Genomic DNA, 15375 nt, shown 5'->3' with positions numbered 1-15375 from the left:
GTTCATACTACTGTCGCCCTCCACGAAATGCAACCACTACAATTGCAAGATATTCTCAAAGAAGTATACCGCGTATTGAAGCCCGGTGGAGTATTTGCGCTGGTGGATTTTCATAAACCCACCAATCCTTTGTTTATTCCTGCTTTAGCTGTGTTTTTCTGGTTGTTTGAAACTGAAACCGCTTGGCAATTAATTAAAACTAATTTACCTGAATTACTCACAGAAACTGGATTTGCAGTCTCAAAACCAATTTTACATGCAGGTGGTAGTTTACAAGTAATCCAAGCCAGGAAGTAAGGTAATTGAGAGTGTTAACTAAGGGTTAAATATTGTTAAGTTCATCCCCGATAGCCCCAAATAAAAGAACCCCACCTTAACCCTCCCCTTGCTAAAGGGAGGGAACTGGATTTCTGATTTCCCCCAATCCATCCTACGGTGTACACACAAGTAGTCGAATTGCCCCAAATAAAAGAACCCTACCCTAACCCTCCCCTTGGTAAGGGGAGGGAACTGGATTTCTAGTTTCCCCCCTTTATAAGGGGGGATTAAGGGGGGTAATTCCGAGGTATCAGGGAAAACAGACTTGTGTGTACACTAGACATCGACCGAATTTAATTATGCGTTACCCAGAACCCTTGTCGTGCCTCCGCAATGCTACGTCTTTTCCGGAGATGTCTAATCACAAAAATATCCCAAGGGGCGACACCCCAAATCAAGGGTGAATATGATTGAATGTTACTATTGTTACCATTAATCCAAGTAGCGATCGCTTTAATAATATGGGGATTTTCTCATAAATATCTAAGTTCAAAAAACATGGACAACTAGTTCACCTTCATTTCAATAACTAGCTTTCAGGATATTTATAAGCCGATGTAGCTATCAAAAAAATATGAGAATAACACATCGAAATGTAACAATTACACTTTTTTATTAATTTTTGTTGCAAGCTATCGATCCCGTTGCTAGCGTATGCAAGTAAGGTTATTTTTGGTAATTTGCTTTACAAGGGAGGTTCATTATCCATGCAAAACATTGAATTCGGTTTTATACCCATGCCATCAGACTTTTGATATGGATTATAAAATGCAATGCGATGCTCTTAGACCCTTTAAACCGCAAAAGATTACTGTTTCCGATGTTTATCTTTTGCCATCACCATTTTAATCCAATTCGCTGGCAATTTGACTGGAAAACATTGTTAAGCTTTGGTTCAATTATTTGGTTCACTAAATACTAATTGTGATTTAATGCTGGCAAAAGCGCGGTTTTGTCTAAATTTTGAGAATTCTGTAAGAAGTCTAATCAATTCAGTTCAGTTCAATTCATCCCTAAATTACGAGTAAAAATTTGTCTCACTATATATTGTTCTTGCCTTTGTCTGTATGAAACTCGACAAAAAAACCCTACAAAATTACTCGGCATTACAAATAGTGCATTGACATATTAACGTTTCAGGAGGTTATAGCTATGGATATTCAAGGAAAAACTGCTTTAGTGACTGGAGCATCCCGTGGAATTGGACATGCGATCGCGGTTTCGTTGGCAAAGCAAAAAGTGAAGCGTTTATTGTTAGTCGCTCGAAATCATCAACGGTTAGCTGAAGTTGCTGCCGAGATTGAAGCATTGGGAACAGAAGTGGTGCTTTTGCCTTTAGATTTAACTCAGATAGTTTCCGTGAATATTGCGATCGCAAAAGCTTGGAGAGATTACGGACCAATTCATTTACTGGTAAACTGTGCTGGAGTTGCACATCAGACTCCTTTTTTAGAGTCTAAGCTTTCTGATGTTCAAGAAGAATTGGAAACTAATCTAGTCGGAATGTACTCAATTACTCGTTTGGTTGCACGACGGATGGTGAGACAGAGGGAAGGTTCTATTGTCAATGTATCTAGTTTGATGGGTAAAGTTGCAGCTCCGACAATGGCAACCTACTCTGCTACCAAATTTGCGATCGTTGGATTTACTCAAGCTTTGCGTGGTGAACTCGCAGCACACAACATCCGTGTTGTCGGGTTACTACCATCACTCACTGATACTGATATGGTGCGAGATTTACAGTTATTCCGTTGGGTTGTGCCTATGACTACTCAACAAGTCGCTGATGCGCTGATTACCGGATTACAAAGAGATTCATCAGAAATATTGGTGGGTTGGCAAAGTCATTTAGCAGTCTGGTGTAACCGGATTGCTCCTTGGTTGTTGGAGAAAGTTTTACTCATGTCTGCTCCACTACCTTCACGTCGAGCCAAATATTATCCACAAATGCGAAGAGCATAATATTTTAAAATGGTATAAGGGAACACCAAAAAATAAATTCTCCACAATTGTAGGGGTGGGGAGACCCCACCCTTCGCATGATAGTGTTGGTAAGTATATGATTTGAAGACTTTATCTTATGGAAGTCCTAAGCAGAATTAATTTTAACCAAACTCGCGGAATTCCCCATCCGTCTATGGGGTGGAAATAATATGCAACTTCACATAAAAATGGTATTAGTTAAGATTAGACAGAAGAGTAAAAATAAGCAAAAATTTAACGTTTTATGAATCGTCGTGATTTTATAACTTTATTTGGTATCGGTGGAATAGCCTCTTCTCTTCCAATTGCGATCGCAGCTTGCAGTTCTGAAAAATCAACAACGGCTACATCTTCATCCTGGCAAAAGATTGGTACAGTAGCCGAATTGGATAAAACTGGTCAGCTACTAAATGAAAAATCACCTGTAGGTGCAGTTTTGGTCGTAGGTACATCAAAAATCAAAAATCTCGTTGCTGTCAATCCTACCTGTACTCACAAAGGTTGTAAGGTTGATTGGAAGGCAACAGAAAATAAATTTTTGTGCCCCTGTCATCAATCCACATTTGCAGCAGATGGCAAGGTTTTACAAGGAGTTGCTACAAAACCCTTGGCAACTTATGCGGTTAAAATTGAGGGAGACGGGGTTTTAGTCCTAAAATCTTAAATTCATACCTAAACTTCATGAAGGTAGCATAAATCCTAAGCCTTCAGGCAGGCTTCGCCACGGACACGCTACGCAAACGCCAAATTTTGATGCAAAGCTAGAGTATCACCATTCGCAACAGTGATAAAGATATTCGTATTGCAATTGAGCCAATTTCTTACTGGGATAACCCTGGGTTACTATTGGAGCTAGAAGCAATTATTCTCAGGGCTACCGAACCTCCTTGCAACGTCCAAATCCCACCCGAAAGGTGAATTTATGCAAGCTAAAACTCAAGAGAAACTAACAAGTGCAGACACAGAAGTTATATTAGGGCTTTTACCCGATCGCATTCGAGAGGCTTTAATTAATCGTGCTGCGGAAATTGAGTATCCAGTAGAAGCAGTAGTGGAAATGGCGATCGCAAGTTTTCTCGATACGGAAGCATTAGGTTTTGCCGATTGCAAACCGGGAAGAGGTCATTAAACTAAAATCAGGTATGAAAATAACCCAAAGATTCTTCAAGTTTATCTGTCCTGCTGTATTAATACTGACAGCGCAGATACTTGGACAAACAAATGTCAACCCAGCACCACCAAAATCACCCTCCACAGGTACACCAAAGGGCAATTCCACACCCGGAACCACCCGCCCAGAGGCGACTTGTAAAATGTGAAAATCAAGTAAGTTTCTGCTGCGATCGCATCACCAATCGAAACCGGGTTTTTCCCTTTTGTAATTGATGATGTGGAGGTATTCGGGGTTTTCTCGTGATGATAGAAATTGGGTTTCTGGGAAAGTCGTGCTAATTGGGGTTTTTTCCTGGGGGAGAAACCGGGTTTTCTGAGATTATTCAATGTTTTTTAAAGCTTGTTGTAAATTCAATAGTAATTCTTTAATAGTGTAGGGTTTGGGTAAAAATAGTTTCACCCCTGTACTAGAAATATCCGCGAGTTTACGGTTGGATATTAACCCGCTTGTGGCAATAATATTAACTTGAGGATTAATTTTCTTTAAAGTGCGAATGGCTGTGATTCCGTCCATTAATGGCAACATCATGTCCATAATTACCACACTAATTTCTGCCATATGTTGAGCATAAAGAGCGATCGCTTCAATCCCATCACTGGCAATTAAGGTTTTGTAATTCTGGCTTTCTAGGGATGCTTTAGTCATTTCCTGAATATAAGTTTCATCTTCTACTACTAAGATTAATTCCCCATTTCCCGCAAGGGGTTTTAAATCGGGTTCTAATTCTAGTTCTGTAATTTCTGTTGCAGGTAAGTAAATTTTAAAAGTAGTACCCAAACCGACTTCACTATAAACAGTAATAAATCCACCGTGGCTTTTAATAATTCCAATTACAGTAGAAAGTCCTAAACCAGTACCTTTACTTAATTCTTTGGTAGTAAAAAATGGTTCAAATATGCGCTCTTTAATTTCTGCGGCAATACCACTACCCGTATCTGTGACAGTAATTACAGTATAAGCTCCGACTTTGGCTTCTAAATTCATGCGGACATAATTTTCGTCGATGACGACATTTTCACCAGTTATGCTTAACATTCCCCCTTCTGGCATGGCATCGCGTGCATTAACGCAGAGATTCATGATTACTTGGTGTAATTGCGTGGCATCTCCAGATACCATCCATAAAGAAGAAGGAATATCAACGCAGAGATTGATAGATTTGGGGAATGTTTCTTTGAGAATTTTGTTAATATCTCGAATCAAATGCCGGATTTGCAAGCTAATACGTTTACCTTCAACTCCTCGTGCAAATGATAATACCTGCTTGACTAGTTCTGCACCACGTTTTGCACTTTCTTCAAGAATTTCAAACATCTGCATATCCCGTTCGTCAACTTCGGGAAATCTCAAGGGCAGCATTTGAGCGCTAATTAGAATTGGTGTGAGAATATTATTTAAATCGTGGGCAATTCCGCTTGCTAAAGTGCCGATGCTTTCGAGACGTTGGGTTCTAAAAAACTGATATTCGAGTTGTTTCTTTTCAGTAATATCGGTATCAACAGTGAGAATTGATTGGGGTTTGCCATCGCGATCGCAAACTAATGTCCAGCGACTTTCAACTAATATATTTTGCTCGTTTTTAGTTATTTGATGTAATTCTCCCTGCCATTTGCCTTTACTAATCACCGTTAATAGTGCGGTTTCGACTTCGGGGGGAGTTTCTCTATATAGTATTTCGCTAGCATTTTGCTGATAAACTTCTTCAGCTTGCCAACCATAGATATTTTCTGCCCCTTTATTCCAAAACAAAATTCGATTTTCTAAATCCCGTACTGAAATTGCATCGGTAGCAACATCGAGCAAAGCTGCTTGCTGGTGGATTTTATCTTCGGTTAATTTGCGATCGCGTAGGGCAGCTTGCTGTTCACTAATATCTATACTCGCACAAGTAATTCCAACTACTTCGTGTGATTCATTTCGCAACGGTTCCACAGTTAAGTCGTAATATCGAGCTTCACCATCAGTAGTAATAGATACTTCTTCTCTGATTCCCACACCAGTATTTAAAACCCGTTGTTTAATATCCTGTAATCGTTGGCAATCTTCATCATTAAGGATATCAGAATCTAATTTTCCTAAAACATCACCATTATTAAATCCAACCGTCCCATTATATATCCAGGTATAGCGTAATTCTCTATCTTGTGTACAAACCACAATTGGGGAATTTTTTAAAGCTACCCGAAATAGCTCTTCACTATGTCGCAAAGCTTCTTCAGAAAGCTGACGCTCGATGGCATAGCGCATACATCTTACCAACAAATCGCCATTAACTTGCCCCTTGAGCAAATAATCCTGTGCCCCTTCTTGCATTGCCCTCAGTGCTAAGGTTTCATCATTGATACCAGTAAGCACAATAATTGGGATAGAAGGTACGCGATCGCGAATTTTCACAAAACTCTCCAACCCTTGGCTGTCGGGCAAAGAAAGGTCTAAAAGAATCACATCAAAGCTTTCTTTTTCGATATAATTAAGTGCATTCCGCAAAGATTCGGCAGATATTAATTGAAATTGGAAAGAACTCACATCCGCTAAGAGTTCCCGCAGTAGGAAAACATCTCCGGGATTATCTTCAATCAGTAGTACTTTGAGAGATGGACGTAACATTTTAGTTTAGTGGGCAGTGAATGTATTATTCATTATGAAATCTCTGTTATTTCTGGAATCGTAAAAAATATTGTCGTTCCTTGATTTAGTTCAGACTCAACCCAGATACTTCCTCCATGACGTTCTACGATTTTTTTACAAATTGCCAATCCAATACCAGTACCGGGATATTGGGCTTTTCCGTGTAACCTTTGGAAAATCTCAAAAATGCGATCGCAATATTGAGGTTCGATACCTATTCCATTATCGCGTACCCAGAAGAGATAGGAGGAAGGGGTAGAAGGAACAAAGTATTGAGATGGGGAAGAAGTTTCTATTTGTTCCTCTCTTTTCAAAAATCCAATCTCAATAATTGGGGATATTTCCCTGTGAAATTTGATGGCATTACCAATCAAATTTTGAAATAATTGGTTAAGTTGGGTTGTATCGGCAAAAATCTGGGGTAATATTTGTTCACACTTAATAATTGCATTACTTTCTGCGATCGCTATTTTTAAGTTGGAAATTACTTGTACGAATACTTGATTACAATCTACCCATGTCAAGGATTTTCCTTTGCTACTAATACGGGAAAAACTCAATAAATCGTCGATTAAGATTTGCATCCTTTTTGCACCATCAACGGCATAACCAATAAATTCTTCGGCTTTAGGATCGAGTTTATCTTTGTATCTACGTTCGAGCAATTGTAAATAACTTGTCACCATTCTTAATGGTTCTTGTAAATCGTGGGATGCGACATAGGCAAATTGTTCGAGTTCAGTGTTAGAATTAGCGAGTATTTCCCGTTGTTTAACTTCTTGTTCGAGGAGTTGAGCTTGGGATAAAGCAATACCAATTTGGGTTGCTAATTGCCGTAACAATTCGGTTTCCGCGCTGTTCCAAGTTCTGACGCGATCGCATTGATGAGCAATGAGTAATCCCCAAAGTTGTTCCCGTTGTAAAATTGGGACAACTAGGTTGGATTTGACGTTAAATCCTTCTAATAATTGTCGATGAGGAGCGCTAATATCCGCTTCTAATACATTGGGAATCGTACTAACTTTGCCACGTTTATAAGGTTCTTGAAGTTCATCAGTAAAACAGCGATCGCGAATTGTTTTCCCCAAGATTGACATCACTTCTGGCACCACAGATTCTTGGACTACAACCCCTGTTCCATCACTCCAAAGTCGAAATATTAAAAGTCGATCAGCTTGGAGTAATTTTTGGATTTCGGTAACGGTAGTTTGCAGAATCTCATCAGTTTGCAACGACTGACGAATTTTCAGCGAAATTTCTGTTAAAAGTTGCGATCGCAAAATTTGAGCTTTTAACTCTTCTTCAACAAAATTGCGATAAGCGAGGTTTAATGTCTCCGGTATATCACGTTTCAAATTCTGCAATTCTTTCTCAGCAATACGGAGACGATTTAATAATTCTGTGCGACTGAGACTATCTATATCCATATTTATAGCGGTTCGCAGTTTGCGATTAAGAATATTGTAGGGGCAAACGGTTGTTTGCCCTAATTTATATCCCTGCCCTAATTTATATCCCTGTCCTAATTTATATCCCTGCCCTGACTTATTATCCCTGTCCTAATTTATATCCCTGTCCTAATTTATATCCCTACCCTAATTTGTGTTCAATTAAGCACCCTGACATCAATTACACTGCCTCTCGACAAATAACTAAAACCCTCAATCTCAGTCGGAGTACCAACCTTCAATTGACTTTTGCCAAAAAATAAACCTTGCTTTTGAACTTGAGCTTTACCCGTCAAAGTAATCAGCAAATCCACCTTATAATTATTTTTGGGGTCGGGTAACTCCTTTACCGAACCATCAGGTTGGGGAACTGCGATCGCAATTGGCAACTGCTTCACAGACTTAATATTCATTGCACCTTCCGGTTGATTGCGAAGCGTCACACTTGTACTAGCACCAGCTTTCAAACCACCCTCCAACAGAACTTGCGGTTTACTAACTCCCATCCCTTGAATCAAGACATCAACCTCAACTGGTTGCAGCAAAGGATTCGCTTGTGCGATCGCGACGGGTAAAGCAGAAGAACAAATAACACTTACCAATAGCAGTATAAACACCAACAAAAAACGTCCGACAATATAGCTGAAACGTCTATGAATGCGACTTTTAAAACTCAAAACAACCATCTTAAATAAGTGTCTAAGTTTGCCAAAAATATCACAAGCGACTGCATCAAGATAGATAACATTCGCTATTAAACAATATTAGCTTCTATTTCTGAATATGACTCATTCAAAACTAATATCCCCGACAATATCAAGAACTAGAAAATCTTAATTTTTGTAAATGAGTTAGCAACCCATCAAGCTATTGGACAACTGAAACAACAACTAAACAATCTCAAACTCGATTTGGTGACTATTCAAAAAATTGTGAGTGAAATGGTCAGTAACATTCGTATCACTCAACTCCAAGTTATAAAAATCTACCACATCATGATTAAAATATGGTCCAGCGTGCCAAGTTCCCACATTTAATTTAATAAAACAATTTCCCGGAATTTTAAAAGCTTTCATCTTTGCTAATTCTGGCTCATTAACCTGATTATTTGATGGACAAACAGCAATTAACCAATCTTTTCCTGCCAAAGCTCCCAAACACTGAGTACATTGAATATGTCTTGTAATAGTATGAAATTTTTTACCCCGTTTTTGCAAGCGCATAATATAAAAACGAGGAGTACCTTTATCGAGTACTAATTGAGCATCTCTATAATCAAAACCTTTTCCATCTTGACTCGCAGAAATAACCTGTCCATATGCCTGAAAATTTTCTGTTGTGATTAACTCAGCTTGAATTTGTTGTCGAATCTTTGATATTGTCATAATTAATTTCACCAGTGATAAATAAATTGATATTTTACGGCTTTAAAAAATTTTAATAATAACCAAAAGCAATATCAATAATAATAAACATAGTAGCAACTATTCATCTATTTGAATACAAATTGTAATCGAGAACACCGTAGGGGAACCAACGGTTGTTTGCCCTCACTTACATTGAACACAGACTGCTATTATATCCAAACAAAAAGCCATATAGCAAACCTCAATCATTCATGAAAATTATATATCTCTTTATTCCTTCTTCCCTTGGCGTTTTAGCGTACTTGGCGGTTTATCTCCTTATCTATATTTTCACAAATCAAATAGGATTGCTAAGTTACAGAATTATTAGTAACGATATCATTGCTTTTATAAAAAAAACTTCTGATATATGACATTTTTGCAATAGCAGATGGGAATACTAGAAATAAGTCCATTTAACAAATAAACATGGCTAATCCTTTTATTCAAAAACCAGCACCATATCTATTTAAGGGAGGAGATGCTTCAGATTATGAAGTGGTTACTCGTGGTGCAGGTACTTGGTGTACGCGACATAAAGCAAGTGGAGAAACAATACAATCTGTTCAACCAGGTGGTTTAGATATGCTAAATATTGCTAATCTTGGATTAAATATACTCAATCTTGGTGTTGGTATATATAATGCTACTCAACTTCGTAAACTAAAAAAGAAATTAGAGCGAGTTCATGAAGATATCCATTCAGGTTTTGAAGACTTAGAAAAAAATATTCAATTAGGTGTTAAAGATTTAGAAAATAAATTAGATAGAAATCAGGAACAAATTCAATCATATTTTAACAGCATCCACAATGCTCTCAGTGTTCAACATCGAACACTTGAGTTATTAGTGTCAAATCAAAATAATTTTGCAGAAAATATGATTATTCTCCGTGAGGAGATGCGTACAGGCTTTCAAGATGTTGTTGAAGAAGTGAAAGATATAGAAGCATTAAGAAAACGCGAAGAGTTTGAAACTAGAACTTTTAAATTACTCAAGGTATATGAACGATTTACTTATATGTTACCTGAGTTATTAGAAGCAGACCAACTAATTGAAAGAGCAGAAGATTTAGAAGCTTGGCTGCGAACTCAACTTAATCGAATAGAAATAGGAAAAGCTGAAAGATTACCTTTGTTTGTAGCTTTAGCTTTTAGTGTACGAGCGAAAGCGGATGCATTTGAAGCAAAAGGAGGAAATTATTCAAGTTTTGCAACTAAGGATATTACCTTATTAATCAATGAAATATGTAGTGAAGCATATGCATTTTGTCAAGGACGTAGTTTATATGATATTGCTGTAGCAATGCCTGAGATACTTTACCAGTATGTTCTATTAAATCGTAGCCTTCGTAAAGGATTAGAGTTTAAAAAACAGCATGAATTTGACATTTTATTCTCATCCGATGAAATAATTTGGGATGATAGTTTAGATAATTTCAGAAAATTATTTAAACATGCCATTGGAAATATTGAAATTGTTAAGGGAAAAGAATTTATTCCTTTGAGAACAATAGATGACTATGATTGGTATATACGTTTTATTGGTGAAGATAGATTAACTTTCAATATTCACTCTTCACGCTCGGCAATTCTACTTAGTGAAATATTGCATAAGTTAGGACATCCAAATCCTCAAGACGGGATGATTGAAAAAAAATCTATTAATTTACTTATGAATTTTGCACTTCCCGAAGCAAGTAAAAAGATTTCTCATTTGATAAAAAATGAGTTTTCTCTAGATAAATATCCTCAGCTTATGGGATGTGGAGATAGTTAATTTAATGTTGAGTTTCGGTGCAAATTACTAGGTTTCAAAACTCCAAATATTCATCATGCACCTAACCAAACCTACAGTAAAGTAATCTGTAAACATCGTTGTTTAGGATAGCCAAAAAGGGCTTAACCGAGCAGTATTATCAATTAATCTAACCTTTGCAGTCCATTCAACCAAGTTAATAAATCATCCATACTAGAAAAATCAAATAATGCCTCTGCCAAATCTTCCAACTGCATAGTTGATAATTGTTTAAGTCTTTCTTGTAACTCAGGTGTAACTAAACCAATCCTACGATTAAGTTGACGGCTAATTATTGCAAACTCACCTTCTAATTTCCCTTCCAATTTCCCTTCCAATTTCCCTCGCTCTATCCCTTCTTGCATCCAATTTGTAACAATTTCCATAACTTCCTCTTGCTTTACTGGTTCAAATCTAGCAATTTCAGCTTTGAAAAGCTGTTCTTCTTCTGCATTTAAGCGCAAATAGGTATCAACAAATCCCGAAATCATCTTCATTCGTGCTTTGTTGAGTCGTAGATTAGTTCTTTAAATAATCTATCGTGATTTATTCTCATGTTAAAATTGCTCCACCCATTAACCGCTCATACCGTAACTTCAACTCTTGCTTCATCAAATACAAACGGTCTAAATTAACATCTATTTCTATCACTTTTTCCGCAGCTTGTCGCGCCAAAATTAATATTTCCTCGTCCTCAACCAAACTTGCTAAAGTAAAATCGGCTACACCAGATTGTCTTTTCCCCAACACCTCACCAGGACCTCGAAAACGCATATCCATTTCCGATACAAAAAATCCATCTTGGGATTGTTCCAACACCTTCAACCTTTGCTGTGCATCGGGACTTTTAGAACTGCTCATCAACAAACAATAGGACTTTGCCGCACCACGTCCCACCCTTCCCCGCAATTGATGCAACTGCGATAACCCAAATCTCTCCGCATGTTCAATCATCATCACCGTGGCATTTGGCACATCCACCCCCACTTCCACAACAGTAGTCGAAACCAAAATTTGCGTTTCTTTATCCCTAAATTTAGTAATCGCTCTATCCTTATCTGCCGAACTCATCCGTCCATGCAGCAAGCCAACTTGAAATTCGGGAAAAATCGCATCTTGTAACTTTTGATGCTCCTCCACAGCCGATCGCAAGTCCAATTTTTCCGATTCTTCCACCAAGGGCAAAACCACATAAATTTGCCTTCCCTGGGCAATCTCCCGCCGCATCAAATCGTAAGCATCGCTACGCTGACTCGCCATTAATGCCGTAGTTTGAATCGCTTGTCGTCCTGGTGGTAACTCGTCGATTTGGCTGACATCCAAGTCCCCGTGAATCGTTAGCGCCAGGGTGCGGGGAATCGGCGTAGCTGTCATTGTTAATACATGGGGTTGTTCGCCTTTTTGTTGCAATTTTGCCCTTTGTTCAACCCCAAAGCGGTGCTGTTCATCAATTACAACCAAGCCCAGACGATTAAAGTTTACTGGGTCTTGAATTAAAGCGTGTGTTCCCACTAATACAGGTAATTCCCCCGTCTCTAACTGAGCATGAATTTGTCGCCTTTTGACAACTCTTGTCGAGCCAGTCAGTAATTCCACTGGTAAATGTAAAAGGTTAAACCAACTCACTAACTTCCGATAATGCTGTTCTGCTAATACCTCCGTGGGAGCCATCAGTGCCGCTTGATACCCGGACTGGATAGCAGCAACGATCGCAATCACCGCAACAACAGTTTTCCCCGAACCCACATCACCCTGGATCAAGCGATTCATCGGTACGTTTTTTTGTAAGTCGTCGAGAATATCATTGACGACACGCTGCTGTGCCCCCGTAAGTTCGAACGGCAAAATTTTGTAAAATTCTTCGATTAACTCACCGCTAGGGGCAAATATAGCCTGAGTTTGGACTTGTTTGGCTCTTTGCTGACGTTGGAGTAAACCTAGTTGTAGGTAGAAAAATTCATCGAATACGAGACGACGACGGGATGCTTGGAGGGAATCGCTATCGGGGGGAAAATGGATATTTGCGATCGCATCTTTGAGTTCCATCAAGTTATATTTTTGCCGTAAACCGCTTGGTAAAGGGTCTTTGAGATGATGGGTTGCGGGCATTGCTGCGGCTACGGCTTCTCTGACTAGGTTCGCAACGACACCTTCAGTCAGTGCGTAAACTGGGACGACACGTCCAATTGTTAATGATTCAATTGCGTCACCAGGCTGTGCCAAAACTTCGAGTTCCGGGTTGTCTAGGGTTTTGCCATATTTGCTTTCTTTAACTAACCCACAGGCAGCCAGCATCGTTCCCACTGGATATAGCCGCTTGACACTTTCTTGCCATCCACGACTGGCATATCTAGCACCTGCGTAGAAACGGCTAAATTTGATACGTCCGCTATTATCCCGCAGTTGCATTTCTAGGATGGTTAATTTTTGATTTTTGGGACTGGTGAAACAACTAATACTTTTGACCGTTGCGACAATTGTTACCGTTTCCCCTGCTTGTAATTCGCTTATTTGGACTTGTTTTGCATAGTCGATGTGGTCACGGGGATAATAGAAAAGCAGGTCGCGAACGGTGTATAAACCCAGACGCGCTAATTTATCGGCTCTACGGGGTCCAATTTCAGCAACTTCGCTGAGTTTTTGGTCAATTCCCGGAGCTAACAGTTTACTAACTTCGCTGACTATAGGGGATTTTGGATTTTGGATTGTGGATTGAGGAGTTTTGATTGTGGGATTAGAAATATTATTTCCCCTCTCTCCCCCTCTCTCTCCCTCTCCTCCTGCTTCCAATTGCTGCAACTGGTAGATGTAGCGTCGAGTTTGGGCAATTAAACTTTGACGTGCTTCCATATCCAGATTGGGATAATTGGCGAATTCTTGTGCTAATTGCTGCCAGCGATCGCGATGCGACTGCTGTGGAATATCATCGCGATCGCTTGACAAACTTGCGGGTAATTTTCCGAATGTTAAACACAAAAATTCGCTAAAGCGGTATTGTCTCCCCATCAAATCGGTGAAGCCTTGTTCAGCTTCGATGGTAAGAGCTTTTTGTAATCGTAACCAATCTGGCTGTTCAATCATTAGTTAATAGTTAATAGGTAATTGGGAATAGTTAATAGTTAATAGTTAATAGTTAATTGCTAATAGTTAACGACGATATACAACTCATAACTCATAATTCCTAACTCCTAACTGTATTTAACTATTTAATCTTCAAACCAACTCGCACGCCATGCACCTTCCGCTTCTGCGATCGCACGTTCCCGTTGCTTCTTCATATAATCGCGACGCAGTTTTTGTAATTGCCCCACCACCATCCGAATTTGTTTGTGTTTGCCAGAAAGCACAGAATCTGCAAATTCAATTTCACCCAGTCGCAGGTTAATAGCCATAATTTGCGTCAGGTTACCACGACGTGGTTTTCCTTCCTCAACAGAACCGCTACGCGAACGCATAGAATCATCAACTTCTATAACTAAGTTAATCAGATTGGGTGGTCCTGGCATCACTTGGGCTGAAGCTTCAGATGCAGCCGCAGCTACTTCTAAAATCGGTTCTGGTAAGCTTTTTGGCAAAATTCCAGATTTTTGGATCAATAAATTTGCCTCCCGTGAGGCTTTTTTTAGCGCAAATTGTGATGTTATTTCGATGCTTTGCTGCCATTGGCTAATTTCAATCGGATTCGATGGATTAATTTTGGCAAAAGGCAAGGGTTTAGGTGGAGTAAATTTTGAAAATGGGAAGTTTGCCGATAATATCGAAGCTCGTATTCTATCTCTCGCTTTTTTTGTCAGTTTTTCTCCTTCCTCATCCTCATCCTCATCCTCATCATCCTCATCATCCTCATCCTCATCTTCTAATTCTCCCATCTCGAAAGGAGAATTTTCATTATCCAGCGATAATTCCACAAATGCTAGAGGATTTAGACTTTCATCCTCACTATCTTCCAATCCTTCATTTGCCATCTCAAAAGCGATCGCAACTTCCATCTCATGATTTAAATAATCCTGATGATTTAAACCATCTGACGTTAATAATTCTTCACCACTAGTTGAATTTGAGGCTTCATTTTCCTCTGCTGAATAATTTACCAGTCGTTCGGCTGTCTGTGTTCCTAAATCGCGGATAGCCTTTTGTAAATTTTGTCGCTGACTTAAGGACAAACCTATAAAAGCCTCAGGATAACCCTGAGTACATAGATGATAAGTAGCTAAAATTAACTGTTTGCGTACTGCTTGCCCTAATGAAGTGAGATAGACAGTATAAGAAGCATACAACTCCTGGGCGACAAGTGCGATCGCCTCTTCTAATGCTTGTATATCCCGCTCAATTCGCTCAATTGCTCTCGCCATATTCTCTATCCATACTAAGTACAAAACAGCATCTTTTGGTACAAAAGTACTTTTATTATAAAACGTAGTTAATAGTTAATAGTTAATGGTTAGTGTTTATTTATCTTTCCCAATTCCCAATATCTATTATTAAAATAAATTCTCCATAATTGTAGGGGTGGGTTCTCCCCACCCTTCGCGTGATAGTGTTGGTAAGTAACCAGACAGAATTAATTACAATACTGATTCTTGAATTTCTTTGATGGGCAAGAATTTCAGCCCAAATGTTG

The 15375-nt window shown here is 38.9% G+C and carries 12 protein-coding genes and 1 pseudogene; 5 read left to right on the top strand and 8 right to left on the bottom strand.

What is annotated here, in order from left to right; all coding sequences use genetic code 11:
- From CK510_RS13730 to CK510_RS13710, 4 genes are all read left to right on the top strand, one after another.
- The coding region (locus tag CK510_RS13730) for a class I SAM-dependent methyltransferase (RefSeq protein ID WP_143289300.1) at window positions 1-297 on the top strand (297 nt) is incomplete at its 5' end.
- Window positions 298-1470: 1173 nt separating this feature from the next.
- On the top strand, window positions 1471-2280 hold the full coding sequence (locus tag CK510_RS13725; protein WP_095722237.1) for an SDR family NAD(P)-dependent oxidoreductase: 810 nt from the start codon (window positions 1471-1473) through the stop codon (window positions 2278-2280).
- A 265-nt stretch (window positions 2281-2545) separates the two neighbouring features.
- Window positions 2546-2965 (top strand): QcrA and Rieske domain-containing protein, encoded by a 420-nt coding sequence (locus tag CK510_RS13720; RefSeq protein ID WP_095722236.1) that lies wholly within the window; start codon window positions 2546-2548, stop codon window positions 2963-2965.
- A gap of 258 nt (window positions 2966-3223) precedes the next feature.
- Entirely contained in the window at window positions 3224-3430 is a 207-nt protein-coding gene (locus tag CK510_RS13710) for a hypothetical protein (RefSeq protein ID WP_095722235.1), read from the top strand.
- 95 nt (window positions 3431-3525) lie between these two features.
- On the opposite strand, the gene CK510_RS31020 is transcribed toward CK510_RS13710, so the two are convergent.
- The 5 genes and pseudogenes from CK510_RS31020 to CK510_RS13690 form a co-directional block, all read right to left on the bottom strand.
- The gene (locus CK510_RS31020) at window positions 3526-3801 is read right to left on the bottom strand and encodes a hypothetical protein (protein WP_143289299.1); all 276 of its coding nucleotides are present in this window, start codon (window positions 3799-3801) and stop codon (window positions 3526-3528) included.
- Window positions 3794-6082 (bottom strand): hybrid sensor histidine kinase/response regulator, encoded by a 2289-nt coding sequence (locus CK510_RS13705; protein WP_095722234.1) that lies wholly within the window; start codon window positions 6080-6082, stop codon window positions 3794-3796. Before CK510_RS13705 ends, CK510_RS31020 begins: the two co-directional genes overlap by 8 nt.
- Before the next feature lie 32 nt (window positions 6083-6114).
- Window positions 6115-7431, bottom strand: a pseudogene (locus CK510_RS13700) (sensor histidine kinase); the annotation flags it as partial.
- A gap of 278 nt (window positions 7432-7709) precedes the next feature.
- On the bottom strand, window positions 7710-8237 hold the full coding sequence (locus CK510_RS13695; protein WP_095722232.1) for a DUF4330 domain-containing protein: 528 nt from the start codon (window positions 8235-8237) through the stop codon (window positions 7710-7712).
- A gap of 204 nt (window positions 8238-8441) precedes the next feature.
- Window positions 8442-8936 carry an ureidoglycolate lyase gene (locus tag CK510_RS13690; RefSeq protein WP_095722231.1) on the bottom strand — a complete coding sequence of 165 codons (495 nt, stop codon included), beginning with the start codon at window positions 8934-8936 and terminating at the stop codon, window positions 8442-8444.
- A 450-nt stretch (window positions 8937-9386) separates the two neighbouring features.
- Between CK510_RS13690 and CK510_RS13685 the strand changes: the two genes are divergently transcribed.
- Window positions 9387-10736: a hypothetical protein gene (locus CK510_RS13685; protein WP_095722230.1), complete on the top strand. Its 1350-nt coding sequence runs from the start codon at window positions 9387-9389 to the stop codon at window positions 10734-10736.
- A gap of 143 nt (window positions 10737-10879) precedes the next feature.
- Here the strand turns inward: CK510_RS13685 and CK510_RS13680 are convergent, their stop codons facing one another.
- From CK510_RS13680 to CK510_RS13670, 3 genes are all read right to left on the bottom strand, one after another.
- Window positions 10880-11245, bottom strand: coding sequence for a DUF4351 domain-containing protein (locus tag CK510_RS13680; protein ID WP_245912139.1), 366 nt, complete (start codon window positions 11243-11245; stop codon window positions 10880-10882).
- A 61-nt stretch (window positions 11246-11306) separates the two neighbouring features.
- The gene (recG, locus tag CK510_RS13675) at window positions 11307-13835 is read right to left on the bottom strand and encodes an ATP-dependent DNA helicase RecG (protein ID WP_095722228.1); all 2529 of its coding nucleotides are present in this window, start codon (window positions 13833-13835) and stop codon (window positions 11307-11309) included.
- A 125-nt stretch (window positions 13836-13960) separates the two neighbouring features.
- Window positions 13961-15106 (bottom strand): hypothetical protein, encoded by a 1146-nt coding sequence (locus CK510_RS13670; protein WP_095722227.1) that lies wholly within the window; start codon window positions 15104-15106, stop codon window positions 13961-13963.
- Window positions 15107-15375 lie beyond the last annotated feature (269 nt).

Source organism: Brunnivagina elsteri CCALA 953 (assembly GCF_002289455.1).
Taxonomy (GTDB): Bacteria; Cyanobacteriota; Cyanobacteriia; order Cyanobacteriales; family Nostocaceae; genus Brunnivagina; species Brunnivagina elsteri.
The sequence above is the reverse complement of the archived record's forward strand: the minus strand, read 5'-3'. Positions and strand labels throughout refer to the sequence as shown.